The following is a 25,371-nucleotide window of genomic DNA, read 5'->3' on the forward strand; positions in this document are numbered from 1 at the left end:
AAGTGGTGTACTGATTAGAACTGGTAGGTTACGCCAACGGTAGCCTGGTTGTCAGAGCCAACCCAGCTGGTGGACGCATCTTTGTCGTCCAGCAGGTTGAAGCGGTAGTCACCGTACACGTTGAAGTTCTTGTTGAAGTAGTAAGTCGCACCAGTGGTGATGTATTTCGCCAGGTCACGGTCGCCGATGCCGTTCAGGTCTTTACCTTTGGACTGAACGTAAGAAACGGAAGGACGCAGGCCGAAGTCGAACTGGTACTGAGCGATAACTTCGAAGTTCTGAGTCTTGTTAGCAATGTTATAAACATTACCATCATCATTCGGAACATAGTTTTCGCCGCTGTTACCCAAGCGACTCATGTTGCGAGTCTCCGCATAAACGGTCGCGAGGTAGATGTTGTTTGCGTCGTATTTTGCGCCAACAGCCCAGGATTCAGCTTTATCGCCTTTACCATCTTTTTTCTGCTCAAGCGTACGGTTAGCGGTGCTGTAGGCACCGATCAGACCGAAGCCTTCACCGAACTCGTAACCCAGTGACAGGCCAACGCCGTCGCCGTTTGCTTCATTCAGGTTTTTACGATCGTTTTTACCCTGGTATTGAACGCCAAAGTTCAGACCATCAACCAGACCGAAGAAGTTGTTGTTACGGTAGGTCAGCAGGCCAGTAGAACGGCTGGTCATGTAGTTATCAACATAACCGCCACCCCAGGTTTCGCCAGAGAAGGATGGAGCCATATCGGTGTAGGATTCTACGTCATACACGATACCGTAGTTACGACCGTAGTCCAGAGAACCCGCGTCAGCGATTTTCAGGCCAGCGAAAGCCAGACGAGTTACGTTAGTCTGGTCACCTTCAGCTGCACCGGCGCGTGCACGGTATTCCCACTGGCCGTAACCGGTCAGCTGATCATTGATCTGAGTTTCGCCTTTGAAGCCGATCTGGCCATAAGAGGAGTCAGCGTTTTTGTGTACGCCAGAAGTGGTGAAGCCGTGTTCGCCCACAACTTTACCGTAGAAGTCCAGTTTGTTGCCGTTCTTGTTATAGATTTCTGCAGCGTTCGCTGCGCCGGCTACCAGCAGGGCAGGGATTACCACTGCCAGAATATTGCGCTTCATCATTATTTATTACCCTCATTGGTTTTTTTATGACACTCGCCACTGCCGTCAATAAATTCTGTCAATAAATATTTCCGGAACTATTGATGAGAGTTTGGTGTCTTTATGTATCTGACAGGCATCTTTCCATTCGCCGAAGCGTTTCGCTAGCCTGAAAGTGCTACAATTCTCAAGATTGGGTAACCAAAAGAAAATATGTGTAACTAAGTGTGTATTTTTGGGAACTTTGTGAACCACCTCAAACTTCAGAGCGCCCTGGCGAATTAAGCGACAGGACATATCCTATATATATGAATTCCTTATGATTAATTTGGATAAAGGCATTTCATATAAACAGACGCTAAACGACTCGTTTTTTCTTATGGCGCCGAAAAGCCTTCTGGACGGCTGTAAAGCTGGTTGAAATTTATGCTATCGCTTAAGAATGTAATAATCGCAATAAGAATGGGGTTTATTTTTTGTGGCTGGATATTTCGTGGAAATAAAACGTAACAACCAGGGATTGTGACGGGGTGATGGTTTAAAGAAGCTGACTTTGCGCTGACGAAAACTGACAATGCAGAATAAAATAATGGCCAGCACAAGCTGGCCATTTTAGTCTTTTACCGATTAGAAGCTGGCGTTACGTGGTGTACGTGGGAACGGAATCACGTCACGAACGTTCTGCACACCGGTCACGTAGGCGATCAGACGCTCGAAGCCCAGACCAAAACCAGCGTGCGGTACGGTACCGTAACGACGCAGATCGCGGTACCAGCTGTAGTCCGCAGGGTTGAGACCCATCTCTTCCATACGCGCGTCCAGCACGTCAAGACGCTCTTCACGCTGTGAACCACCGATGATTTCACCGATGCCCGGCGCCAGGACGTCCATCGCCGCCACGGTTTTACCGTCTTCGTTAAGGCGCATATAGAAGGCCTTAATGTCTTTCGGATAGTTTTTAACGACAACCGGCGCTTTGAAATGCTTCTCGGCCAGATAGCGCTCGTGCTCAGACGCCAGGTCTACGCCCCAGTAAACCGGGTTTTCGAACTTCTCACCGCATTTCTCGAGGATCGCCACCGCGTCGGTGTAGTCCACCTGCGCAAAATCGGCAGAGACGAAGCGCTCCAGACGGGCTACTGCGTCGCTGTCAACGCGCTCGGCGAAGAATTTCATGTCGTCGGGACGCTCTTCCAGCACCGCTTTGAAGACATACTTCAGCATCGCTTCCGCCAGACCCGCAACATCGTCCAGGTTGGCGAACGCCACTTCAGGCTCCAGCATCCAGAATTCCGCCAGGTGACGGCTGGTGTTGGAGTTTTCGGCACGGAAGGTAGGGCCAAAGGTGTAGATTTTAGACAGCGCGCAGGCGTACGTTTCGCCGTTGAGCTGACCGGATACGGTCAGGAAGGCCTCTTTACCAAAGAAGTCTTTGTCATAGTCCACTTTACCTTCCGGGGTGCGCGGCAGGTTTTCGAGATCCAGCGTTGAGACGCGGAACATCTCACCGGCGCCTTCCGTATCGGACGCGGTGATCAGCGGGGTAGACACCCAGAAATAACCCTGCTCATCGAAGAAACGATGCAGCGCCTGCGCCAGCGTATGACGTACGCGAGCAACCGCACCAATCAGGTTGGTACGTGGACGCAGGTGCGCCACTTCACGCAGATACTCAATGCTGTGACGTTTAGCCGCCATCGGATAGGTATCCGGATCTTCAACCCAGCCGGTGACTTCAATGGCAGAAGCCTGAATTTCGAAACTCTGACCCTGACCCGGGGATGCCACGACCACGCCGGTGACAATAACGGAACAGCCCGTCGTCAGGTGCAGAACGTCATCATTGTAATTGGGCAGAGAATTATTAATGACGGCCTGTACAGGATCAAAGCAGGAACCGTCATAGACGGCAAGGAAGGAGATGCCAGCTTTAGAATCTCGGCGGGTACGCACCCATCCGCGCACAGTGACTTCCTGGTCAACGGCGACACGGCCCTGGAGTACGTCGGCTACAGGCACAACGCTCATAATATTCTCTCTGTTAATAGTCGGAAAAAATAAACACTTGTCCACCCTTATGGGGGGATATCTATGTTACCTGCCATCCGCTATCAGACAAGTAAATTTCGCAGTCAAAAGAGAAGAATTGAGAAATAAATAAGAAGAGGGGAGCCATGACGGCTCCCTTAAGCGCTTAACTGGCTTTTTTGATCTGAGGAAGATCGAAGGCTTTGCGCAATGCGCGGACAAACGCCTTGTCATGGCAGATGGTTTTGCCCGGGCTGTCGGAGAGTTTCGCCACCGGCTTGCCGTTACATTCCACCAGTTTTATCACGATATTCAGAGGTTTTACCTGAGGAATGTCGCAGGTTAACCGGGTACCAATCCCGAAGCTCAGGTTCACTCTGGCGTTGAAATGGCGATAGAGTTCGACGGCTTTCGCCAGATCGAGGTTATCGGAGAAGACCAGCACCTTGCTCATCGGGTCAATGCCCAGTTTCTCGTAATGGGCAATGGCCTTCTCGCCCCACTCAATCGGATCCCCTGAATCGTGGCGTAGCCCCTGATAACGCTCCGCAAATTCAGGTCCAAAGTCGCGCAGGAAGGCATCCATCGTAATACAGTCGGTGAGGGCGATCCCGAGTTGATTCGGGTACTCCTCAAGCCATGCGGCCAGTGCCGCGCGCTGGCTGTTTGCCAGGTCAGGGCTGATCTGCTGATGCGCCTGGAACCACTCGTGTGCCTGGGTACCCATTGGCGTCAGGTTGAGGCGGCGGGCCAGATCGTAGTTACTGGTGCCCACGAACCATGGCTCCTGTTGCAGACGTTTAACGATGGCCTCCTGGACGTCGCGCGAAAAACGGCGACGGGTGCCAAAGTCCATCAGGCAGAAGCGGGACATGTCCAGCCCTGCGGTCAGCGTGGAGAAGTCAGCGAGCTTGTTTTCCAGCGAGGCGACCGCCTGCGCTACGCCCGTTTCCGGTGAGCGATAGCGGTGAGCCAGTTCGCTGATCACCGCCAGAAGCGGCACTTCCCACATGATCACTTCCCGCCACGGACCTTCAAGGCGAATATCCAGCTTGCCGTTATCGTTAACCACGGTGACCTGCTCCGGTCTATAGCGGAAATCGCGCAGCCAGTTCAGGTAGTCGGCTTTGAAGAAAGGCAGGCCAGAAAGCCACTGATATTCCTCGTCCTGCAGCGTCAGATGCTGCATAGCATTGACCTGTTCACGAATGGCGTCTGCGTAGATACCGAGCAAGTCGTCGCCACGGCAGCGGAATTCCGCCGCGACATGAACGTCATAGTAATGGTGGAAAACGGCTTGCTGCATATGCAGTTTATACGCGTCGGTATCCAGCAACGTATGCAGAACTGGAGAAGCGAATTGAGTCATAGGTGCGCAGTAGCATCCTCTCACAGGAGCGTTTAGTACAATAAACAACTCCGGAGTATACCTTGTTTAGTGATTTATTGAACCCCGATCACAACATAAGCGCGTTTTATGGTCGAGGGCATTTTGTGCCCCGTGTTATACAAATGTAGCAAAAAAAGGTGTTGACCCTGAAAAGATGAACATTCTGCATAGCGCGTTTTGCGCAACAGGAATATATTGAAACGTTACTCGACAAACGATGCATAAGGTTTTCTATGACACAACAGCCACAAGCCAAATACCGCCACGACTACCGTGCGCCGGATTATCTGATTAGCGAAATCGATCTGACTTTTGACCTGGATGCCACTAAAACCGTTGTCACGGCGGTGAGTCAGGTGACGCGCCACAGCGCAACTGCCGTGCCGCTGCGTCTGGATGGCGAAGACCTGACGCTGGTCTCCCTGCATATTAATGATGAAGCCTGGTCGGACTATAAAGAAGAAAACAACCAGCTGGTCATCGACAACCTGCCGGATCAGTTTACGCTGCGCATCGTGAATGAAATCAGCCCGGCCGCCAATACCGCGCTGGAAGGGCTGTACCAGTCTGGCGTGGCGCTGTGTACCCAGTGTGAAGCGGAAGGGTTCCGCCACATTACCTGGTATCTCGACCGCCCGGATGTCCTGGCGCGCTTCACCACCAAGATCATCGCCGATAAAACCCTGTATCCCTTCCTGCTCTCCAACGGCAACCGCGTAGGTGAAGGCGAGCTGGATAATGGCCGTCACTGGGTTCAGTGGCAGGATCCCTTCCCGAAACCGTGCTACCTGTTTGCGCTGGTGGCGGGCGATTTCGACGTGCTGCGCGACACCTTCAAAACGCGCTCAGGCCGCGAGGTGGAGCTGGAGCTGTTTGTTGACCGTGGTAACCTGGACCGCGCGCCGTGGGCGATGACCTCGCTCATCAACTCCATGAAGTGGGATGAAGAGCGCTTCGGCCTCGAATATGACCTCGACATCTATATGATCGTCGCCGTTGATTTCTTCAACATGGGCGCAATGGAAAACAAAGGCTTGAACGTCTTTAACTCCAAATACGTGCTGGCGCGCACCGATACCGCCACCGATAAAGATTATCTCGATATCGAACGCGTCATCGGCCACGAATATTTCCACAACTGGACCGGTAACCGCGTCACCTGCCGCGACTGGTTCCAGCTGAGCCTGAAAGAGGGCCTGACCGTCTTCCGTGACCAGGAGTTTAGCTCCGATCTGGGGTCACGCGCGGTGAACCGCATCAACAACGTGCGTACCATGCGCGGCCTGCAGTTTGCGGAAGATGCCAGCCCAATGGCGCATCCGATCCGTCCGGATAAAGTCATCGAAATGAACAACTTCTACACCCTGACGGTGTATGAGAAAGGCGCTGAAATTATCCGCATGATCCACACTCTGCTGGGTGAAGAGAACTTCCAGAAAGGGATGCAGCTCTACTTCGAGCGTCATGACGGCAGCGCGGCCACCTGCGACGATTTTGTGCAGGCAATGGAAGATGCCTCTAATGTCGATCTTTCCCACTTCCGCCGCTGGTACAGCCAGGCCGGTACGCCGATTGTTACCGTCAAAGACGATTACAATCCAGAGACCGAGCAGTACACCCTGACCATCAGCCAGCGCACGCCGCCGACGGCAGAGCAGGAAGAGAAATATCCGCTGCATATTCCGTTCAGCATTGAGCTGTACGATAACGAAGGCAAAGTCATTCCACTGCAGAAGGGCGGTCACCCGGTACACCACGTGCTGAACGTGACCCAGGCCGAGCAGACCTTTATCTTCGATAACGTCTACTTCCAGCCGGTGCCTGCGCTGCTGTGTGAATTCTCCGCGCCGGTGAAGCTGGAGTACAAGTGGAGCGATCAGCAACTGACGTTCCTGATGCGTCACGCGCGTAACGACTTCTCCCGCTGGGATGCCGCACAAAGCCTGCTGGCGACCTACATCAAGCTCAACGTCAACCGTCATCAGCAGGGCCAGCCGCTGTCGCCGCCTGTTCACGTCGCTGACGCGTTCCGCGCGATCCTGCTGGATGAGAAGATTGACCCGGCGCTCGCCGCTGAAATTCTGACCCTGCCGTCAGCAACGGAAATCGCGGAGTTGTTCGAGATTATCGATCCGATCGCGATCGTGGCGGTGCGTGAAGCGCTGACCCGTACGCTGGCTGCTGAGCTGGCGGACGAGTTCCTCGCCATTTATAACGCCAACAAGCTTGACGCTTATCGCGTTGAGCACGCGGACATCGGCAAACGTTCTCTGCGCAACACCTGCCTGCGCTATCTGGCGTTTGGTGAAACCGAGCTGGCGAACACCCTGGTGAGCAAGCAGTATCACGAAGCGGATAACATGACCGACGCGCTGGCTGCGCTGGGCGTAAGCGTTGCCGCCGAACTGCCGTGCCGCGATGCGCTGATGCAGGAGTACGACGACAAGTGGCATCAGGATGGCCTGGTGATGGACAAGTGGTTCATCCTGCAGGCGACCAGCCCGGCGGCCGATGCGCTCAGCAACGTGCGCAGCCTGCTGAAGCATCGCTCCTTTACCCTGAGCAACCCAAACCGCGTGCGTTCGCTGATTGGCGCGTTTGCCAGCAGCAACCCGGCCGCGTTCCACGCCGAAGACGGCAGCGGTTATCAGTTCATGGTGGAAATGCTGACCGAGCTGAACAGCCGTAACCCGCAGGTGGCGTCGCGTCTGATTGAGCCGCTGATCCGTCTGAAACGCTACGATGCGAAGCGTCAGGCGAAGATGCGTGCTGCGCTTGAGCAACTGAAAGGGCTGGAAAACCTGTCTGGCGATCTGTACGAGAAGATTGCTAAAGCCTTAGCGTGATGTAGAAAAAAAGCCCGGTGGGCAGGTAAAAGCAAAACGGCAACCTCGGTTGCCGTTTTTAGTGTTTTCTCTTTCTCCCCGTGGGATGAGGGTATCAGACATTAGCCTTAACTCGCCGCAACTCCGTTTCCCCTCGCTTCATCACCCGATCCAATACCTCAGCCTCCAGCTCCGCCAGTCTTGCCGAACCCACGCGACGAGGCCGCGGAAGATCCACCGTCAGATCCAGACCGATTTTCCCTTCCTCTATTAACAGCACCCGGTCGGCCATTGCGACGGCTTCACTCACGTCATGCGTCACCAGCAGTACCGTAAAGCCGTGCGCCTGCCAAAGGGATCCAATTAAATCCTGCATTTCGATTCGCGTCAGGGCGTCGAGCGCGCCCAGCGGTTCATCGAGCAACAGCAGGCCCGGACGGTGAATTAACGCCCGCGCCAGCGCCACGCGCTGCTTCTGTCCACCCGAAAGGGCAGCAGGCCACTCATCGGCGCGATTTTCCAGCCCAACGGCGGCCAGCGCCTGGCGGGCTTCATCCCGCCAGCTGCCCTTAAGGCCGAGCCCGACATTGTCGATAACCGTTTTCCACGGCAGCAACCGCGCGTCCTGGAACATCATGCGGGTATCGTCCTGGATATTCGCAAGCGGCGTTGTCCCTGCCAGAATGTCGCCACCGTTGGGGGCTTCAAGTCCGGCCAGCAGCCGTAGCAGTGTACTCTTGCCGCCGCCGCTGCGCCCGACAACGGCCACAAACTGTCCAGCGGGAATATGCAGATCCAGCCCGTTAAGAATGGTGTTTTCGCCGTAGCGTTTGGTGACGCCGTTCAGCAGTAACGGGGTCCCCTGATTCAGTCGTGCCGTATTCATGCTTTCGCCTCCTGAAGGGTATAGGCCGGGTTCCAGCGCAGCCAGCTGCGCTCCAGCCACTGGGCACTGACGTCAGCGAGTTTGCCGAGCAGGGCATAAAGAATAATGGCAACCACCACCACGTCCGTTTGCAGGAATTCACGGGCGTTCATCGCCAGGTAGCCAATCCCGGAGTTAGCTGAGATGGTTTCCGCCACAATCAGCGTCAGCCACATCAGGCCGAGCGCAAAACGCACACCGACCATAATGGAGGGCAGGGCGCCCGGCAGAATCACATGAATAAAGAGGGAAAAACCCGATAAGCCGTAGCTGCGCGCCATCTCCACCAGACCGCGATCGATATTGCGGATGCCGTGCCAGGTATTGATGTAAATCGGGAACAGCGTGCCCAGCGCCACGAGGAAGATCTTGGCACTCTCATCAATTCCAAACCACAAAATGACCAGCGGGATCAGCGCCAGATGCGGCACATTACGCAGCATCTGGATAGAAGTATCCAGCAGCCGTTCACCCCAGCGTGAAAGGCCGCTGATCAGGCCCAGGACCAGCCCGATGCTGCCGCCGATGGAAAACCCGATCACGGCGCGCCAGGAGCTGATCGCCAGGTGCTGCCACAGCTCTCCGCTAACGCTCAGCGACCAGAACGCTTCTACAACGCCCTCCGGAGAGGGCAGAATGCGGCTCGACAGCCAGCCGGTAGACGATGCGAGCTGCCAGAGCGCCACAATGCCGACGGGTAAAAACCACGGTGCGGCGCGCAGCAGCCATTTTTGTGAGGTGGCAGACATGGTCACTCCTTAGCTCTGTGCGGCTTTGCGTGGAATGAATTCGTTCGCCACGGCTTCGCCCTGAAGCTGAAGCCGCTGCGGCTGTGGCACCTCCGGAATGGCGACATCCAGGTGCGGGAACAGCAGTTCGCCCACCTTGTACACCTCTTCCAGATGCGGATAACCGGAGAGAATAAAGCTGTCGATGCCCAGTTCGGCGTATTCATTGATACGCGCGGCCACGGTCGGGCCGTCGCCGACCAGCGCTGTGCCTGCACCGCCGCGCACCAGACCGACGCCTGCCCACAGGTTCGGGCTGATCTCCAGATTCTCGCGCTTGCCATTGTGCAGGGAGGCCATCCGGTGCTGCCCGACGGAGTCGGTTTTGGCAAATGCGGCCTGGGCTCTGGCGATCGTTTCATCATCCAGATGGGAGATCAGGCGGTCCGCCGCCTGCCAGGCTTCTTCATTGGTTTCGCGCACAATCACATGCAGACGGATACCGAAGCGCACTTTGCGGCCATGGGCGGCCGCCTTTGCGCGAACCTGGGCAATTTTTTCTTTCACCAGCTCAGGCGGTTCGCCCCAGGTCAGATAGAGATCGACCTGCTCTGCTGCCAGATCCTGCGCCACATCCGACGACCCGCCAAAATAGAGCGGCGGGCGCGGCTGCTGCACCGGCGGAAAGTAGAGCTTCGCGTCGCGAACGTGAATATGCTTGCCTTCAAAGGTGACGGTTTCCCCTTCCAGCAGACGTCGCCAGACGCGGGTGAACTCGGCGGAGGCTTCGTAGCGTTCGGTATGGTCGAGGAACACGCCGTCGCCCGCCAGCTCCTGCGGATCGCTGCCCGTCACCAGGTTAAACAGGGCGCGGCCGTTGGACAGTCGGTCCAGCGTTGCCGCCTGACGTGCCGCCACGGTAGGGGAGACGACGCTCGGGCGTAACGCGACCAGGAACTTCAGACGCTGGGTGACCGGGATCATCGACGCGGCGACCAGCCACGCATCTTCACATGACCGTCCGGTTGGGATCAGCACCCCGGTGAAACCGATTCGGTCTGCTGCCTGAGCAATCTGCTGCAGGTAGCCATGGTCAACCGGGCGTGAACCCTCTTCTGTGCCAAGATAGTGTCCATCACCGTGGGTGGGTAAAAACCAGAAAAGATTCAGACTCATGATTTAGCTCCTTCTTTGCCTGCGGGTTGCCAGATGCGTTCGCGAATAGTGACCTGTTTTGGAACCAGGTGATTTTGATAGAAGAGGTCGGCCGTTTGCTGCTGAAGCGCGGCGACGTGCGCGTCAACGGGCGTAATGGTGGTCGGCGGACGGTGGTTGAGATAGCTCGCGATCACCGGCTCAGGTAAGCCCATGGTTTTCGCCAGCAGGGCAATGCTCTCCTGACGTTGGCTCTGAGTCAGGGCATCGGCCTGGGTAAAGGTATCCAGCACGCCCTGAATAAATGCGCCGTTCTTTTCCGCATAAGGGCGCGCGGCCAGATAGAACGAGCCGGTTTGCTTCAGCGTGGTACCGTCTTTCAGCACGCGAACGCCGCCCTGCAGTAATGCGGCGGAGTAGTACGGATCCCAGATGGCCCAGGCATCAACGTTCTTCTGCTGGAACGCGGCGCGCGCGTCGGCAGGCGTCAGGTAAACAGGCTGAATGTCAGTGAACTTGAGCCCGGCCTCTTGCAGGGCACGCAGCAACAGGTTGTGTGAACTGGAACCTTTCTGGAATGCGACCTTATGGCCTTTGAGATCGGCGACGCTTTTGATATCGCTGTTTTCAGGCACCAGGATCACCTCGGCCTTCGGCTTGGGCGGCTCAACGCCTACATAGACGAGGTCTGCTCCCGCCGCCTGGGCAAATATTGGCGGAATATCGCCCGTGCTGCCGAGATCGATACTGCCCACGTTAAGGGCCTCCAGCATCTGCGGGCCGGCAGGGAACTCCACCCAGGAGAATTTGGTGTCCGGGAAGCGTTTTTCCAGAAGCTGGTGGCTTTTTGCCAGCACCATGCTGACGCTGCCTTTCTGATAGCCGATACGTAAGCTTTCCGGAGCCGTTTCTGCGGCATGGGCCAGCGAGGTAAATGCCATCAAACCGGCCAGTCCGATGCGGGTTAAGATTTTAAACATGGGCGACTCCTTGAGGCTGACCAAACGCCGGAGCCTGGATATCCCGGCGATGCAGGGCATGCCAGAAGGTTTCCAGAGCGTTATCGAGGCGGGTTTGCAGGTTGGGCGTAAAGTGGGGTTTGTGCTGATAGTCGATAACCTGTGAGTCATCGGCGAAAACGCCGTGGAGGATCTCCTGCGCTTTCAGCGCGTTCAGCACCGGCTTCAGGGCGTAATCCACGGCCAGTAAATGGGCAACCGTACCGCCCGTTGCCAGCGGCAGCACCACCTTTCCGTCCAGCGCGCGTTCCGGAAGCAGATCGAGCAGGGTTTTCAGCGCCCCGGAAAAAGAGGCTTTATAAATGGGCGTTGCCACGATCAGGCCGTCCGCGCCGTTAAGTTGCTCAATGAGGGTTTTCAGCGCGGGGCTGTCGAAACGGGCGTAGAGCAAATCTTCAGGTTCGAAGTTATGCAGGTTCCAGTGGCACACTTCCACATCCAGAGCATTCAGTTTTTCACGGGCATATTCCAGCAGGGCGCTGGAGCGTGACGGGAATCGTGGACTTCCGGCCAGGGTAATGACGCGCATACTTCCTCCTTATAACTAATTGTTTGCTTTTATCTAACATTCATAACAATTTTAAGGAGTGTGACACCGCGCGTTTATTCCACTAAATGATTTATCTGCAATTAAAATGCGAAAAAGTGCATAAGAAATAGACGGGGAGGTAAACGATTGCGTTTTACGCTGATTTTTTGCCGCAGGTCAATTCCCTTTCGCGCCGGGATCGCCCATAATCCCCTCCCGGTTTGCACACCGGGAATCCAGGAGAGTTCATGTACTACCCCTTCGTTCGTAAAGCCCTTTTCCAGCTCGACCCTGAGCGCGCTCATGAATTGACATTCCAGCAATTACGTCGTATTACCGGAACGCCTCTGGCCGCGCTGGTGCGCCAGCATGTGCCGGTAAAACCTGTGCAGTGCATGGGGCTGACCTTTAAAAATCCGCTGGGTCTGGCGGCCGGTCTGGACAAAAACGGCGAGTGCATTGATGCCCTGGGCGCGATGGGCTTTGGCTCCATTGAAATCGGCACCGTTACTCCGCGCCCGCAACCGGGAAATGACAAGCCGCGCCTGTTCCGACTGGTGGAAGCCGAAGGGCTGATCAACCGCATGGGCTTCAATAACCACGGTGTTGATCATCTCGTTGAGAACGTTAAAAAAGCCCACTTTGACGGAATTCTGGGCATCAATATCGGCAAAAATAAAGACACGCCAGTCGAGCAGGGTAAAGATGACTATCTGATTTGTATGGAAAAAGTCTACGCCTATGCCGGTTATATTGCGGTGAATATTTCGTCTCCCAATACCCCGGGGCTGCGATCCTTACAATATGGTGAGGCGCTGGACGATCTTCTGAGTGCCATTAAAAATAAACAAAATGAACTCCAGTCGATCCACCATAAATATGTTCCGGTCGCGGTTAAGATCGCGCCGGATCTTTCTGCCGAAGAATTGATCCAGGTTGCCGACAGTTTAGTTCGTCATAATATTGATGGTGTGATTGCGACCAATACCACCCTCGATCGCTCCCTCGTGCAGGGAATGAAAAACTGTGACGAAGCGGGTGGGTTAAGCGGCCGTCCGGTGCAATTAAAAAGCACCGAAATTATTCGCGCGCTGTCTGCGGAATTAAATGGCCGTCTGCCGATTATTGGCGTCGGTGGCATTGACTCGGTGATTGCTGCGCGCGAGAAGATGGCAGCGGGTTCATCACTGGTGCAAATCTATTCCGGCTTTATTTTTAAAGGGCCGCCGCTGATTAAAGAAATCGTTACTCATATCTAATCTTTTCTCTTAATCAGACAACCAGGGCTTTATTTCCAGCCCTGGTTGTTTTATATTCCGTCACTGTTGCTTATTTAGACATTATAGTCTTTTATTAATGGTGTTATAAACGAAGCGGCGATCAGGACATTTTTAGTACAGGACGTTTCGGGGACGGGAGAGAAACATGCGAATTAAACCTGACGATAACTGGCGCTGGTATTTTTGCGACGAGCATGACCGAATGATGCTCGACTTAGCCAATGGCATGTTGTTTCGCTCTCGTTTTGCCCGCCGAATGTTAACCCCGGACGCCTTTTCCCCGTCAGGCTTTTGCGTTGATGACGCGGCGCTGTATTTCTCCTTTGAGGAAAAATGTCGCGATCTGGTGCTCTCGAAAGAGCAGCGTGCCGAACTGGTATTAAATGCGCTGGTGGCTATCCGTTTCCTGAAACCGCAAATGCCAAAGAGCTGGCATTTCCTGCCGCACGGCATGAACTGGACCCCGGCAACGGGTGATGCGGCCAGCGTCAATCTGAGCGATACCGCAGAAGAGGTGAGCCTGCTGGTGGTGGAGCCCGGCGAAAATGCCGCGCTCTGTTTGCTGGCCCAGCCCGGCGTGACGATTGCCGGGCGGACAATGCAGCTTGGGGATGCCATTAAGGTTATGAACGACAGGCTGAAGCCCCAGCTTCGCGTGGATGCCTTCAGCCTCGAGCAGGCGGTTTAAGCTTCCAGCTGTACGGACGTTTTCGGGACGCAGCTGCAGCACAGAATTGTGCCGTCATTTCCAATTGCCGATTTTTTCAACGCACTCACTTCGCCATCCACCAGCCTGATGCGGCAGCATCCGCAAATTCCCGCGCGACAGGAATAGGGGATGCGGATCCCTGCTTGTTCCAGCTGCTCAAGCAATACCTGCTGGTTATTACCCCGGATCACGTTGCCCTGCCAGTGAATCTCTACCGCAGCGGCGACGTTTGTCTCAACGTCGACAAACTCCTCTTCCTGACCCGAGCCGTACACCCTTGCTGGCCCACGGGCGAGCACTTCTACCTCATCACCAACGCGGATCGCGCCGCTGGAGCGCGGGATCAGGTTCTGGCCGAAATCGACATCACCGTTATCCTGCGCGGTGCGGAATGACTGCAGCGTCTTCAACGGTTCGCCGGAAGGGTGCTTCTGGCCTTTCTCCGGGCTGATCGTCGTGAAAATGCAGCGGCTGCACGGCTTCACCACGTCAAAAATGACGCTGCCAATGCGGATCACTTTCCAGGTATCTTCGTCCCAGGCCTCTGCACCCGTCACCACCAGGTTCGGACGGAACTGTTCCATCTGAACGCTGGCTTTGCAGCGGCCTTGTAGATCACGCAGCGAGGCTTCGTTGGTCAGCAGGAACGGGAAGCCATCGGCGAAGGAGAGAGGAACGGCGTCGTGGCGCTTTACGCGACGCGTCAGTTCAGGCCCAACCCAGCGCAGCTGCACGTCACGGGAAAAGAAGTCGCTCAGCCAGCGGTTAATCTCATCCGGGGCGATGCGCGCGGTAAAATGATTACCCCACACTTCCGTTGGCGCATCGACGGGCGCAAAATCAGCAAAGCGAATCACCGCGCTGGAACCGTCCGGTGCGGTAAGGTGCAAACCGTCGTGAAGCGGGGAAGGGGTAAAGCGAACCATCTGAGGGAACTGGCGTGCGGTAATGAACGTACCGTCAGGCTCGGTGACCATAAAAATACGATCAAAGGCAAATCCGCTCATGTCGGCCAGCGCGTGAGAGACGCCGATGCCGCGCATGGATTTCACCGGATGAATAAAAAGCCTGGATAACGTCGCCACTGCACACTCCCTCGAATGAAAATAAGCCTTCAACTTTATGACATACACGCCATATTAGCTATAATGCGCGACAATTTTCTAAGAGTAAAAGTGACGATATGAATTCTCTGTTTGCCAGTACGGCCCGTGGGCTGGAAGAGCTGTTAAAAACTGAACTGGAAAGCCTGGGCGCGCAAGAGTGCCAGGTGGTTCAGGGTGGTGTCCATTTTGAGGGCGACACGCGGCTTATTTACCAGAGCCTGATGTGGAGCCGCCTGGCGTCGCGCATCATGCTGCCGATGAAGGAGTGCAAGGTCTATAGCGACCTTGACCTCTATACCGGCGTACAGATGATCGACTGGACAGAGATCTTCACCCCGAATGCCACCTTTGCGGTGCATTTCAACGGTGTGAACGACGAGATCCGCAACAGCCAGTACGGTGCACTGCGCGTAAAAGACGCCATTGTGGACTGCTTCACGCGTAAAAATAAGGAACGTCCCAACGTCGATCGTGAAAACCCCGATCTGCGTATTAACGTCTGGCTGAACGGCGACACGGCGAGTATTTCCCTCGATCTGAGCGGCGCGGGCCTGCATCTGCGCGGCTACCGCGATCGTACCGGTATGGCACCCATCAAAGAGACCCTGGCGGCCGCGATTGTGATGCGCTCCGGCTGGCAGCCGGGCACGCCGCTGCTCGACCCGATGTGTGGTTCCGGTACCCTGCTGATTGAAGCGGCTATGCTGGCCACCGATCGCGCGCCGGGACTTCACCGCGGCCAGTGGGGCTTCAAGGGCTGGGCGCAGCACGATGAAGCGCTCTGGAAAGAGGTCAAAGACGACGCACAGACCCGTGCGCGGAAGGGGCTGGCGGAATATACCTCTCATTTCTACGGCTCCGATAGCGACCCTCGCGTCATTGAGCGTGCGCGCAGCAACGCCCGCCGTGCCGGCATCGGCGAGCTGGTCACCTTTGAAGTGAAAGACGTGGCGAACCTGACCAACCCGCTGCCAAAAGGCCCGTACGGTACCGTCATCAGCAACCCGCCATACGGCGAACGTCTCGATAGCGAACCGGCGCTGATTGCCCTGCACAGCCTGCTGGGCCGCAATATGAAGGACCACTTCGGCGGCTGGAACCTGTCTCTGTTCAGCGCCTCGCCGGAACTGCTGAGCTGCCTGCAGCTGCGCGCCGATCGCCAGTTTAAAGCGAAAAACGGCCCGCTGGACTGCGTGCAGAAAAACTACCATCTGGCGGAGAAGGCGGCCGACAGCAAGCCGTCCGGCGTGGCGGAAGATTACGCCAACCGCCTGCGCAAGAACCTGAAGAAATTTGAGAAGTGGGCGAAGCAGGAGGGCATTGAATGCTATCGACTGTACGATGCCGACCTGCCGGAGTACAACGTGGCGGTTGACCGCTACGCGGACTGGGTGGTGATTCAGGAATATGCGCCGCCGAAAACCATTGATGCGCAAAAAGCGCGTCAGCGCATGCTGGACGTCATTGCCGCCACCATCGCCGTGCTGGGTATTGCGCCAAACAAGCTGGTGCTGAAAACGCGTGAACGTCAGAAAGGCAAAAACCAGTACCAGAAGATGGGCGAGAAGGGCGACTTTATCGAAGTGGGCGAATACAACGCGCGCCTGTGGGTCAACCTGACCGACTATCTGGATACCGGTCTGTTCCTCGACCACCGTATCGCCCGCCGCATGCTGGGCCAGATGAGTAAAGGCAAGGACTTCCTGAATCTCTTCTCCTATACCGGCAGCGCCAGCGTGCATGCCGGTCTGGGCGGCGCGCGCAGCACCACCACGGTGGACATGTCCCGTACCTATCTGGAGTGGGCGGAGCGCAACCTGCGTCTTAACGGCTTAACCGGACGTCAGCATCGCCTGATGCAGGCTGACGTGCTGGGCTGGCTGCGCGATACCGACGAGCAGTTTGACCTGATCTTTATCGATCCGCCGACCTTCTCCAACTCCAAGCGTATGGAAGATAGCTTTGATGTACAACGCGATCACCTGCGCCTGATGACCGACCTGAAGCGCCTGCTGCGCAAAGGCGGCACCATTATGTTCTCGAACAACAAACGCGGCTTCCGTATGGATCATGACGGCTTAGCAGCCCTGGGACTGAAAGCACAAGAAATCAGCCAAAAAACGCTGTCTCAGGACTTTGCCCGTAACCGTCAAATCCATAACTGCTGGTTGATTACCGCGGTCTGAAAGGAAAAATAAATGTCTTTAATTAGTATGCACGGCGCGTGGCTCTCCTTCAGCGACTCACCGCTTCTCGACAATGCAGAACTGCACATCGAAGATAACGAGCGCGTCTGTCTGGTGGGCCGTAACGGCGCGGGTAAATCCACGCTGATGAAAATCCTTAACCGTGAACAGGGGCTGGATGACGGGCGTATTGTTTACGAGCAGGATCTGATTGTCTCCCGCCTGCAGCAGGATCCACCGCGTCACGTGACCGGCAGCGTTTACGATTTCGTGGCGGAAGGGATCTCCGAGCAGGCTGAATACCTGAAACGCTATCACGAGATTTCGCATCTGGTGATGACCGATCCGAGCGACAAAAACCTCAACGAACTGGCGAAAGTGCAGGAGATGCTCGATCACCACGGTCTGTGGCAGCTTGAAAACCGCATTAATGAAGTTCTGGCGCAGCTCGGCCTGGAACCCGATATGGAGCTGTCGGCGCTCTCCGGCGGCTGGCTGCGTAAAGCGGCCCTGGGCCGCGCGCTGGTCAGCGGGCCGAAGGTGCTGCTGCTGGACGAACCGACCAACCACCTGGATATCGAAGCGATCGACTGGCTGGAAGGTTTCCTGAAAACCTTCAGCGGCACCATCATCTTTATCTCGCATGACCGTTCGTTTATTCGCAATATGGCGACGCGCATTGTCGACCTCGACCGCGGCAAGCTGGTGACCTATCCCGGCGATTACGATACGTATCTGCTGGAAAAAGAAGAAAACCTGCGCGTGGAAGAGCTGCAGAATGCCGAGTTCGACCGCAAGCTGGCGCAGGAAGAGGTCTGGATCCGCCAGGGCATCAAAGCCCGCCGTACCCGTAACGAAGGCCGCGTGCGTGCCCTTAAGGCGATGCGTCGCGAGCGCAGTGAACGCCGTGAAGTGATGGGCAGCGCCAAAATGCAGGTGGAAGAGGCGTCCCGTTCCGGCAAGATTGTCTTTGAAATGGAAAACGTCAACTATCAGGTTGACGGTAAAGTGCTGGTGAACGATTTCTCCGCGCAGGTTCAGCGCGGCGACAAAATCGCCCTGATTGGCCCGAACGGCTGCGGTAAAACCACGCTGCTGAAACTGATGCTGGGCCAGCTGCAGGCCGACAGCGGACGTATTCACTGCGGGACCAAGCTCGAGGTTGCCTACTTCGACCAGCACCGCGCGGAGCTGGATCCGGACCGTACGGTGATGGACAACCTCGCCGAAGGTAAGCAGGAAGTGATGGTGAACGGCAAGCCTCGCCACGTGCTGGGCTACCTGCAGGACTTCCTGTTCCATCCGAAACGCGCCATGACGCCGGTGCGCGCGCTGTCCGGCGGTGAGCGAAACCGCCTTCTGCTGGCGCGCCTGTTCCTGAAGCCAAGCAACCTGTTGATCCTCGATGAACCGACGAACGACCTGGATGTCGAAACGCTGGAATTACTCGAAGAGCTGATTGACGGCTATCAGGGCACCGTGATGCTGGTCAGCCACGATCGTCAGTTCGTTGACAACACCGTGACCGAGTGCTGGATCTTCGAAGGTGAAGGGCGAATTGGTCAATATGTCGGCGGTTATCACGATGCAAAAGGGCAGCAGGCACAGTCGCTGGCGACGAAGCAGTCAAAGTCCAAAATAAGTTCTGAACCTGCTGTAACAAAAGCAGAAACTGTCAAGAAAACCTCGGCTAAACTAAGCTATAACCTGCAGCGCGAACTGGAGGGGCTACCGCAGCGTCTTGAAGAGCTGGAGGCCGCGCTTGAGGATCTGCAAAAACAGGTTGCTGATGCGTCATTCTTTACTCAATCGCATGACTATACTCAGAAAGTACTGTCAGAACTGTCCGCGGCTGAAAAAGCCCTGGAAGAAGCATTTGAGCGCTGGGAGTACCTTGAGTCTCTGAAAAACGGCGCATAAACAGGGATAACATATGTGTGACCAGCACCATGCCGACAGGCATATTTTATGCTCGCAATGCGATATGCTCGTGGCGTTGCCAGAGCTTGGTCACGGACATAAAGCCCTGTGTCCACGTTGCGGTGCGACGTTGACAACCGAGTGGGACGCGCCGCGGCAGCGTCCCACTGCTTACGCTCTGGCAGCCTTGTTTATGCTGCTCCTCTCCAATCTCTTCCCCTTCATCTATATGAAGGTGGGGGGGATCACCAGCCAGGTGGATTTGCTTGAAATCCCGGGCGTGATGTTCTCGGAAGATTACGCCAGCCTGGGGACCTTTTTTCTCCTGTTTGTCCAGATAGTCCCGGCTTTTTGCCTGGTCGTCATCCTTTTGCTGGTGAACCGGGTCAGGATGCCGGCATCGCTGAAAATCCGACTGGCGCGTATCCTTTTTCAGCTCAAAAGCTGGGGGATGGCCGAGATCTTTCTGGCGGGGATTCTGGTCAGCTTCGTGAAGCTGATGGCGTACGGCGACGTGGGGATTGGCAGCAGCTTTATTCCCTGGTGTCTGTACTGCGTTCTGCAGCTGCGCGCCTTCCAGTGTGTGGACAGGCGCTGGGCGTGGGACGATATCGCGCCAGCGCCGACGCTTGCACAGACGGTGAAGGTCGGAGTGCCCGGCATTCGCCAGGGGCTTCGCTCGTGCCCGTGCTGTACCGCCGTGCTGCCCGCCGATCTCGACGTCTGTCCGCGCTGCGAAACAAAGGGGCACGTACGCCGTAAAAATAGCCTGCAGTGGACGATGGCGCTGCTGGTCACGTCCGTCATGCTGTATCTGCCAGCCAATATTCTGCCAATCATGATCACCGATTTGCTCGGTGACAAAATGCCCTCGACGATCCTCGCCGGGGTGATACTGCTCTGGGGCGAAGGTTCCTATCCGGTCGCTGGCGTCATCTTTATCGCCAGTATTATGGTGCCCACCTTAAAAATGATCGCCATCGCCTGGCTCTGTTGGGATGCGAAAGGGCATGGGAAACGCGATAGCGAACGCATGCACCTGATTTATGAAGTGGTCGAGTTTGTCGGACGCTGGTCAATGATTGACGTGTTTGTCATCGCCGTTCTCTCTGCGCTGGTGCGGATGGGCGGTTTGATGAGTATTTATCCTGCGATGGGGGCTTTAATGTTTGCACTGGTCGTGATCATGACCATGTTTGCGGCCATGACCTTCGACCCTCGTTTATCGTGGGATCGTGAGCCTGAATCAAGCCATGAGGAAGAGTAAGAGCATGGAAAATAAGAGTGGAGAGGCGAAAGTGCAGAAGGTCAAAAACTGGTCTCCGGTGTGGATTTTTCCCATCGTGACTGCGCTGATCGGTGCCTGGATCCTGTTTTATCATTACAGTCATCAGGGACCGGAAGTGACGCTGATAACCACCAATGCCGAGGGGATTGAGGGCGGTAAAACGACCATCAAAAGCCGTAGCGTGGATGTGGGCGTGGTCGAAAGCGCAACCCTGACGGACGATTTAACCCATGTGGAGATTAAGGCGCGCCTTAATGCCGGCATGGAAAAACTGCTGCACGGCGATTCCGTTTTCTGGGTCGTTAAGCCGCAGGTGGGGCGTGAAGGGATCAGCGGCTTAGGGACGCTGCTTTCGGGCGCCTACATTGAGCTGCAGCCCGGCGCTAAGGGTAACCAGCCAGCCAAATACCAGCTCCTGGACTCACCGCCGCTTGCGCCGCCTGATGCCAAGGGTATCCGCGTGATCCTCGACAGTAAAAAAGCAGGTCAGCTCACGGCGGGCGACCCGGTTCTGTTCCGCGGCTACCGCGTCGGGTCGGTTGAGAAAAGCACATTTGATCCGCAGAAACGCGCGATCAGCTATCAGCTCTTCATCAATGCGCCAAACGATCGCCTGGTCACCAGCAATGTCCGTTTCTGGAAAGACAGCGGGATCGCGGTGGATCTGACTTCGGCAGGTATGCGCGTTGAAATGGGTTCGCTGACCACGCTGTTTGGCGGCGGCGTGAGTTTTGATGTGCCGGAGGGCCTGGATTTGGGCCAGCCGGTTGCAGAGAACACCGCTTTCCGTCTCTTTGACGATCAAAAAAGCATTCAGGATGCGCTCTATACCGATCACGTTGACTTCCTGATGTTCTTTAAAGACTCCGTTCGCGGCCTGCAGCCGGGGGCGCCCGTTGAGTTCCGAGGTATTCGCCTCGGTACGGTTGGGCAAGTGCCGTTCTTCGTCCCGGGTCTGAGCCAGATGCTGGATGATGACTATCGCATTCCGGTGCTGATCCGCATTGAGCCGGAGCGTCTGCTAAACCAGATTGGCGAAAATCAGGATATTGCAGCCCATATCTCTCAGCTGATGGAACGCGGTTTGCGCGGGTCGCTGAAAACCGGCAACCTGGTCACCGGTGCGCTGTATGTGGATATGGACTTCTACCCGAAAGCACCGCCGATTACCGGTATCCGTGAATTCGGTGGCTATAAGATCATCCCAACGGTGAGCAGCGGCCTGGCGCAGATCCAGCAGCGTCTGATGGAGACGCTGGATAAGATCAACAATCTGCCACTGAATCCGATGATTGAAGCGGCGACCGGGTCGTTACATCAGAGTCAGGAGACAATGCAGCGCCTGCAAACCACGCTGGATAACATCAACAAGATCACGGCGAGCCAGAGCATGCAGCAGCTGCCGCAGGACATGCAGAAAACGCTGCGTGAGCTGAACCGCAGTATGCAGGGCTTCCAGCCGGGCTCAGCAGCCTATAACAAGATGGTGGCAGATATGCAGCGTCTTGATCAGGTCCTGCGTGAACTGCAGCCTGTTCTGAAAACGCTCAACGAGAAGAGCAACGCGCTGGTGTTCGAAGCGAAAGATAAAAAGGATCCTGAGCCGAAGAGGGCAAAAGAATGAAAAAGTGGCTATTGATGGTTGGCACTCTGCTGTTAACGGCGTGCAGTTCAGGGGTAGAGAATAAAAGCTACTATCAGCTGCCTGTGGCGATCCACAGCGGCGGGCAAAGCACGGCGAGTCAGGGAAACCGCCAGCTGTGGGTTGAGCAGGTTGCCGTGCCGGATTATCTGGCAGGAAACGGCGTGGTCTATCAGACCAGCGACGTTAAATATGTGATTGCGACCAACAACCTGTGGGCCAGCCCGCTGGATCAGCAGCTGCGCAACACGCTGGTGGCCAATCTGGGTAGCCAGCTTCCGGGCTGGGTTGTCGCGTCGCAGCCGCTGGGTAACGATCAGGATACGCTGAACGTCACCGTAACGGGCTTCCACGGCCGCTATGACGGTGCAGTGGTGATCAGCGGGGAGTGGTTGCTGAATCATCAGGGGCAGCTGATTAAGCGTCCTTTCCATCTGGAGCTGAAGCAGCAGAAGGATGGCTATGACGAAATGGTGAAAGTCCTGGCTCAGGGTTGGGTGCAGGAGTCGGCCAGTATCGCAAGAGAGATTTCCCGGCTGCCATAAGTAAAATTCATCATCAAAAACCGCAATCGGTCTGTTGCTGATTGCGGTTTTTTTTCGTTTTCACTTCAGGCCGTTACTTGTGCCACGTCACAATTTTTGTACAAATGATCTTCCAGGTAGCTCACAAATATGACACCCGTATGAATTTTGAACATTGACGATGCGACTAATTCGGGGTATTCGTTATCTGTGCCTGTGCAGATAGTGCAGACACTGTTTTCTTTCCACCAGACAAAAGAATGAGGGAAACGAGGCATGAAGAGACAGAAACGAGATCGCCTGGAACGGGCTCATCAACGTGGTTATCAGGCCGGCATCGCTGGACGTTCTAAAGAAATGTGTCCTTATCAGACGATAAATCAAAGGTCACAATGGCTTGGAGGCTGGCGAGAAGCCATCGGCGACAGGGCACTCATAGCCTGATAACGTCTCTTTTAAAAAAGAAACCTCCGCAATGCGGAGGTTTCGCCTTTCCGGGGGGGCAAAAAGCACGATCAGAACGCGGACGTGTCCTGGAACAGGCCAACCTTCAGGTCGCTTGCGCTATAGATCAGACGACCGTCGACCAGCACTTCGCCATCTGCCAGGCCCATAATCAGGCGGCGGTTAACGATGCGCTTGAAGTGAATACGATAGGTCACTTTCTTCGCTGTAGGCAGAACCTGGCCGGTGAATTTTACTTCGCCTACGCCCAGCGCGCGGCCTTTACCTTCACCACCCAGCCAGCCCAGATAGAAGCCAACCAGCTGCCACATCGCATCCAGACCCAGACAGCCAGGCATTACCGGATCGCCGATAAAGTGGCAACCGAAGAACCACAGGTCCGGGTTGATATCGAGTTCTGCTTCTACGTAACCCTTATCGAAGTTGCCGCCGGTTTCGGTCATTTTCACGACACGGTCCATCATCAGCATGTTCGGGGCCGGTAACTGTGGGCCTTTCGCGCCAAACAGTTCACCGCGACCAGAGGCAAGAAGATCTTCTTTTGTATAGGATTCGCGTTTATCTACCATGTTCTCAGTAAGCCTTATTTTAGTGAAGGACGCAGGATAGCTAACACGTGTACGCTGAACAAGTCCGATCAGTTCGAACTAAACCAGCCCAGCCAGCGTAACGGCCATGGATAACGATGACGAGCATCCTGCTGTGTCGCCTGAGCAATGCGCTCCTGGATAGTCTGCATCAGGGTGGTTTGCCCTTCGCCATCCCATACCAGGTTTGTCAGTAAGGGTAGTGCATCCTCAATCCCTTCGATGGCCCAGATAGCGAACTGCTCTTGTTCAACCGCATCCAGGATCTCCTGACTGAGGCTTAAATGGCGTGCGTTGGGAGCCGGAATAATCACACCCTGCTTGCCGTTTAAGCCACGCTGCTGACAGATAGAGAAGAAGCCTTCAATTTTCTCGTTGAGGCCACCCACAGGCTGCGCACGACCAAATTGATCCACCGAACCGGTGATCGCGATGTTCTGATTGATGGGCACTTCCGCCAGGGCGCTGATTAAGGCGCACAGTTCAGCCATAGAGGCGCTATCGCCATCCACTTCGCTGTAGGACTGCTCAAACGTCAGCGAGGCGGAGAAGGGGATCTGTTGCTCAAGCTGCAGTTCAGACATCAAAAACGCCTGCATGATCATCATGCCTTTGGCGTGAATGTTTCCGCCCAGCTCGGCTTTGCGTTCGATGTCGGTAAATTCACCATCGCCAATATGCACAACGCAGCTGATACGAGACGGCTCCCCGAACGCGCGCGGATGGCCAGGAAATTCAATCACTGACAGGGCGTTAATCTGCCCGACGCGTTCGCCTTCGGTTTCCACCAGAATTTGTTCCAGCAGAATTTCATCCTGCATACGGTCAGCAAGATAGCCTTCTCGCCACTCTCGTTGAGCCAGCATCTGGGTGAGTTGTTCTCCGGTGAACGCACCGTTACCGCTAATCACACCCACTTCACGCAGCTGCTTGCCGATCCAGAGCGGGCAGAGTGGCAGCGTTTCCTGGTCACCGGTATAGCGCACCGCTTCGCGGATCAGGCCTGGCCACGCGTCAGCCGCAGGCGTTGGCAGCGCAAAACGTTCGGCAACGGCCATCACCCACTGACACCACTGCGCCATATCGTCGGCATCGGCAATCTGGATATTGTCTTCGTATTCGCTATATACCGCCTGCTCAGCCAGTTCCGGCTCCATTTCCTGGAAATCCGCCAGCGATTCACGATCGCCCGTCAGCACGACGGTTAACGACAGCGGCATAGACGGAACAGAGACGGGCAGAGGACGAGACTCATCATAGCCGACCCAGTCGAAACGCTGCTGGTGCACGATGGTTTTCAGACGCATCCACAGCAGCGGCTGCGAGAGCAGGGTACGCAGTGAAATAATCAGAACACCGCCATTTGCGCGATGTACCAGCCCCGGCTGCAGCGAAAGCTCGCCGTTAAACTGGCGCAGACAACCAAAGAGTTGTTCTGCCTCGACCCAGTTCGCGGTAATCACCTCGCCCTTAGCGGCAAAACGGCCGTCGGCCTGTGCCGCCGGTTCGAAAGTGACATCATGTCCCGTAATACGATACTGGCCGCCAAAAACGGCATTCGCTTCCGGCTTTAACTGACGCACGGCATCCCCGAACAACGTCAGGTATTCCGCTTCTTCCGGGGCTTTGAGCAGCATGAAAGGCGCAGTTGCCCATGGGCTTAATGCCTGCTCCAGCGCGTAATGCAAACGGGGCTGCGTATCGCTAAGGATGAATTCGTCTTCTTTTGCGAGATCTGGCTGTGCAAACAGTTCCTGATAACTTTCGGTATCCGGAACAAGGTCACGCCATGCAAGTTTCGTAATGGTCAAAGTTGATGTTTTTTAGTCAGATGTAAAAGCGTGGAGTATACCGTAAGCGGGGGGCTGTACCCAAGCAGGATTGGGGATTTCGACAGGGTGATTGGCTGCATTCACTCACAGGATATGATTTCTTTTCAGCAGATTGCTAAAAAACTGATATTCTGAA

General features: G+C 55.6%; 20 protein-coding genes. 9 read left to right on the plus strand and 11 right to left on the minus strand.

What is annotated here, in order from left to right; translation table 11 throughout:
- Positions 1-14: 14 nt before the first annotated feature.
- The 3 genes from F3J31_RS08385 to pncB form a co-directional block, all read right to left on the minus strand.
- Positions 15-1,118 (minus strand): porin, encoded by a 1,104-nt coding sequence (locus F3J31_RS08385; protein WP_047651295.1) that lies wholly within the window; start codon positions 1,116-1,118, stop codon positions 15-17.
- 606 nt (positions 1,119-1,724) lie between these two features.
- Positions 1,725-3,125 (minus strand): asparagine--tRNA ligase, encoded by a 1,401-nt coding sequence (asnS, locus tag F3J31_RS08390; RefSeq protein WP_023615887.1) that lies wholly within the window; start codon positions 3,123-3,125, stop codon positions 1,725-1,727.
- Between the two features lie 166 nt (positions 3,126-3,291).
- Positions 3,292-4,494: a nicotinate phosphoribosyltransferase gene (gene pncB / locus F3J31_RS08395; RefSeq protein WP_167212475.1), complete on the minus strand. Its 1,203-nt coding sequence runs from the start codon at positions 4,492-4,494 to the stop codon at positions 3,292-3,294.
- Positions 4,495-4,748: 254 nt separating this feature from the next.
- On the opposite strand from pncB, the gene pepN reads away from it, so the two are divergent.
- The gene (pepN, locus tag F3J31_RS08400) at positions 4,749-7,361 is read left to right on the plus strand and encodes an aminopeptidase N (RefSeq protein WP_167212478.1); all 2,613 of its coding nucleotides are present in this window, start codon (positions 4,749-4,751) and stop codon (positions 7,359-7,361) included.
- Positions 7,362-7,455: 94 nt separating this feature from the next.
- On the opposite strand, the gene ssuB is transcribed toward pepN, so the two are convergent.
- From ssuB to ssuE, 5 genes are read right to left on the minus strand one after another with little or no spacing between them, the layout of a single operon-like run.
- Positions 7,456-8,226 carry an aliphatic sulfonates ABC transporter ATP-binding protein gene (gene ssuB / locus F3J31_RS08405; protein WP_048027219.1) on the minus strand — a complete coding sequence of 257 codons (771 nt, stop codon included), beginning with the start codon at positions 8,224-8,226 and terminating at the stop codon, positions 7,456-7,458.
- Positions 8,223-9,014, minus strand: coding sequence for an aliphatic sulfonate ABC transporter permease SsuC (ssuC, locus tag F3J31_RS08410; protein ID WP_023311016.1), 792 nt, complete (start codon positions 9,012-9,014; stop codon positions 8,223-8,225). The genes ssuB and ssuC overlap by 4 nt, the downstream gene beginning before the upstream one ends.
- Positions 9,015-9,023: 9 nt before the next feature.
- Positions 9,024-10,169, minus strand: coding sequence for an FMNH2-dependent alkanesulfonate monooxygenase (gene ssuD / locus F3J31_RS08415; RefSeq protein ID WP_167212481.1), 1,146 nt, complete (start codon positions 10,167-10,169; stop codon positions 9,024-9,026).
- Complete coding sequence (locus F3J31_RS08420) at positions 10,166-11,128, minus strand: sulfonate ABC transporter substrate-binding protein (RefSeq protein ID WP_048027225.1); 963 nt, start codon at positions 11,126-11,128, stop codon at positions 10,166-10,168. The genes ssuD and F3J31_RS08420 overlap by 4 nt, the downstream gene beginning before the upstream one ends.
- Positions 11,121-11,696: an NADPH-dependent FMN reductase gene (gene ssuE, locus F3J31_RS08425; protein WP_008499940.1), complete on the minus strand. Its 576-nt coding sequence runs from the start codon at positions 11,694-11,696 to the stop codon at positions 11,121-11,123. The genes F3J31_RS08420 and ssuE overlap by 8 nt, the downstream gene beginning before the upstream one ends.
- 248 nt (positions 11,697-11,944) lie before the next feature.
- On the opposite strand from ssuE, the gene pyrD reads away from it, so the two are divergent.
- Positions 11,945-12,955 (plus strand): quinone-dependent dihydroorotate dehydrogenase, encoded by a 1,011-nt coding sequence (gene pyrD / locus F3J31_RS08430; protein ID WP_167212483.1) that lies wholly within the window; start codon positions 11,945-11,947, stop codon positions 12,953-12,955.
- 166 nt (positions 12,956-13,121) lie between these two features.
- Positions 13,122-13,664, plus strand: coding sequence for a cell division protein ZapC (gene zapC / locus F3J31_RS08435; RefSeq protein ID WP_032651189.1), 543 nt, complete (start codon positions 13,122-13,124; stop codon positions 13,662-13,664).
- Here the strand turns inward: zapC and F3J31_RS08440 are convergent.
- Positions 13,661-14,770 carry a YcbX family protein gene (locus F3J31_RS08440; RefSeq protein WP_167212486.1) on the minus strand — a complete coding sequence of 370 codons (1,110 nt, stop codon included), beginning with the start codon at positions 14,768-14,770 and terminating at the stop codon, positions 13,661-13,663. The genes zapC and F3J31_RS08440 overlap by 4 nt on opposite strands.
- A gap of 98 nt (positions 14,771-14,868) precedes the next feature.
- Between F3J31_RS08440 and rlmKL the strand changes: the two genes are divergently transcribed.
- The 6 genes from rlmKL (at position 14,869) to rmf (ending at position 22,795) form a co-directional block, all read left to right on the plus strand.
- A complete protein-coding gene (gene rlmKL / locus F3J31_RS08445) occupies positions 14,869-16,977 on the plus strand; it encodes a bifunctional 23S rRNA (guanine(2069)-N(7))-methyltransferase RlmK/23S rRNA (guanine(2445)-N(2))-methyltransferase RlmL (protein ID WP_021240859.1) in 2,109 nt (702 codons plus the stop codon).
- 12 nt (positions 16,978-16,989) lie between these two features.
- A complete protein-coding gene (locus tag F3J31_RS08450) occupies positions 16,990-18,897 on the plus strand; it encodes an ABC transporter ATP-binding protein (protein WP_167212489.1) in 1,908 nt (635 codons plus the stop codon).
- Between the two features lie 13 nt (positions 18,898-18,910).
- Positions 18,911-20,164: a membrane integrity-associated transporter subunit PqiA gene (gene pqiA / locus F3J31_RS08455; protein WP_048222348.1), complete on the plus strand. Its 1,254-nt coding sequence runs from the start codon at positions 18,911-18,913 to the stop codon at positions 20,162-20,164.
- 4 nt (positions 20,165-20,168) lie between these two features.
- Complete coding sequence (pqiB, locus tag F3J31_RS08460; RefSeq protein WP_024907768.1) at positions 20,169-21,809, plus strand: intermembrane transport protein PqiB; 1,641 nt, start codon at positions 20,169-20,171, stop codon at positions 21,807-21,809.
- Positions 21,806-22,372: a membrane integrity-associated transporter subunit PqiC gene (pqiC, locus tag F3J31_RS08465; protein WP_167212492.1), complete on the plus strand. Its 567-nt coding sequence runs from the start codon at positions 21,806-21,808 to the stop codon at positions 22,370-22,372. The genes pqiB and pqiC overlap by 4 nt, the downstream gene beginning before the upstream one ends.
- A gap of 255 nt (positions 22,373-22,627) precedes the next feature.
- Positions 22,628-22,795 (plus strand): ribosome modulation factor, encoded by a 168-nt coding sequence (gene rmf / locus F3J31_RS08470; RefSeq protein WP_013097261.1) that lies wholly within the window; start codon positions 22,628-22,630, stop codon positions 22,793-22,795.
- Between the two features lie 71 nt (positions 22,796-22,866).
- On the opposite strand, the gene fabA is transcribed toward rmf, so the two are convergent.
- Together fabA and F3J31_RS08480 are read right to left on the minus strand one after the other, a co-directional pair.
- Complete coding sequence (gene fabA / locus F3J31_RS08475; protein ID WP_008499931.1) at positions 22,867-23,385, minus strand: 3-hydroxyacyl-[acyl-carrier-protein] dehydratase FabA; 519 nt, start codon at positions 23,383-23,385, stop codon at positions 22,867-22,869.
- Between the two features lie 68 nt (positions 23,386-23,453).
- A complete protein-coding gene (locus F3J31_RS08480; protein ID WP_167212495.1) occupies positions 23,454-25,214 on the minus strand; it encodes a Lon protease family protein in 1,761 nt (586 codons plus the stop codon).
- Between the last annotated feature and the right edge of the window lie 157 nt (positions 25,215-25,371).

It is taken from the genome of Enterobacter sp. Acro-832 (genome assembly GCF_011752745.1).
Lineage (GTDB): Bacteria > Pseudomonadota > Gammaproteobacteria > Enterobacterales > Enterobacteriaceae > Enterobacter > Enterobacter quasiroggenkampii.

What these genes read in the sequence shown, in the direction of transcription:
- F3J31_RS08385 (WP_047651295.1), bottom strand. Translation starts at nt 1,118, where the DNA reads ATGATGAAGCGCAATATTCTGGCAGTGGTAATCCCTGCCCTGCTGGTA.
- asnS (WP_023615887.1), bottom strand. Translation starts at nt 3,125, where the DNA reads ATGAGCGTTGTGCCTGTAGCCGACGTACTCCAGGGCCGTGTCGCCGTT.
- pncB (WP_167212475.1), bottom strand. Translation starts at nt 4,494, where the DNA reads ATGACTCAATTCGCTTCTCCAGTTCTGCATACGTTGCTGGATACCGAC.
- pepN (WP_167212478.1), top strand. Translation starts at nt 4,749, where the DNA reads ATGACACAACAGCCACAAGCCAAATACCGCCACGACTACCGTGCGCCG.
- ssuB (WP_048027219.1), bottom strand. Translation starts at nt 8,226, where the DNA reads ATGAATACGGCACGACTGAATCAGGGGACCCCGTTACTGCTGAACGGC.
- ssuC (WP_023311016.1), bottom strand. Translation starts at nt 9,014, where the DNA reads ATGTCTGCCACCTCACAAAAATGGCTGCTGCGCGCCGCACCGTGGTTT.
- ssuD (WP_167212481.1), bottom strand. Translation starts at nt 10,169, where the DNA reads ATGAGTCTGAATCTTTTCTGGTTTTTACCCACCCACGGTGATGGACAC.
- F3J31_RS08420 (WP_048027225.1), bottom strand. Translation starts at nt 11,128, where the DNA reads ATGTTTAAAATCTTAACCCGCATCGGACTGGCCGGTTTGATGGCATTT.
- ssuE (WP_008499940.1), bottom strand. Translation starts at nt 11,696, where the DNA reads ATGCGCGTCATTACCCTGGCCGGAAGTCCACGATTCCCGTCACGCTCC.
- pyrD (WP_167212483.1), top strand. Translation starts at nt 11,945, where the DNA reads ATGTACTACCCCTTCGTTCGTAAAGCCCTTTTCCAGCTCGACCCTGAG.
- zapC (WP_032651189.1), top strand. Translation starts at nt 13,122, where the DNA reads ATGCGAATTAAACCTGACGATAACTGGCGCTGGTATTTTTGCGACGAG.
- rlmKL (WP_021240859.1), top strand. Translation starts at nt 14,869, where the DNA reads ATGAATTCTCTGTTTGCCAGTACGGCCCGTGGGCTGGAAGAGCTGTTA.
- F3J31_RS08450 (WP_167212489.1), top strand. Translation starts at nt 16,990, where the DNA reads ATGTCTTTAATTAGTATGCACGGCGCGTGGCTCTCCTTCAGCGACTCA.
- pqiA (WP_048222348.1), top strand. Translation starts at nt 18,911, where the DNA reads ATGTGTGACCAGCACCATGCCGACAGGCATATTTTATGCTCGCAATGC.
- pqiB (WP_024907768.1), top strand. Translation starts at nt 20,169, where the DNA reads ATGGAAAATAAGAGTGGAGAGGCGAAAGTGCAGAAGGTCAAAAACTGG.
- pqiC (WP_167212492.1), top strand. Translation starts at nt 21,806, where the DNA reads ATGAAAAAGTGGCTATTGATGGTTGGCACTCTGCTGTTAACGGCGTGC.
- rmf (WP_013097261.1), top strand. Translation starts at nt 22,628, where the DNA reads ATGAAGAGACAGAAACGAGATCGCCTGGAACGGGCTCATCAACGTGGT.
- fabA (WP_008499931.1), bottom strand. Translation starts at nt 23,385, where the DNA reads ATGGTAGATAAACGCGAATCCTATACAAAAGAAGATCTTCTTGCCTCT.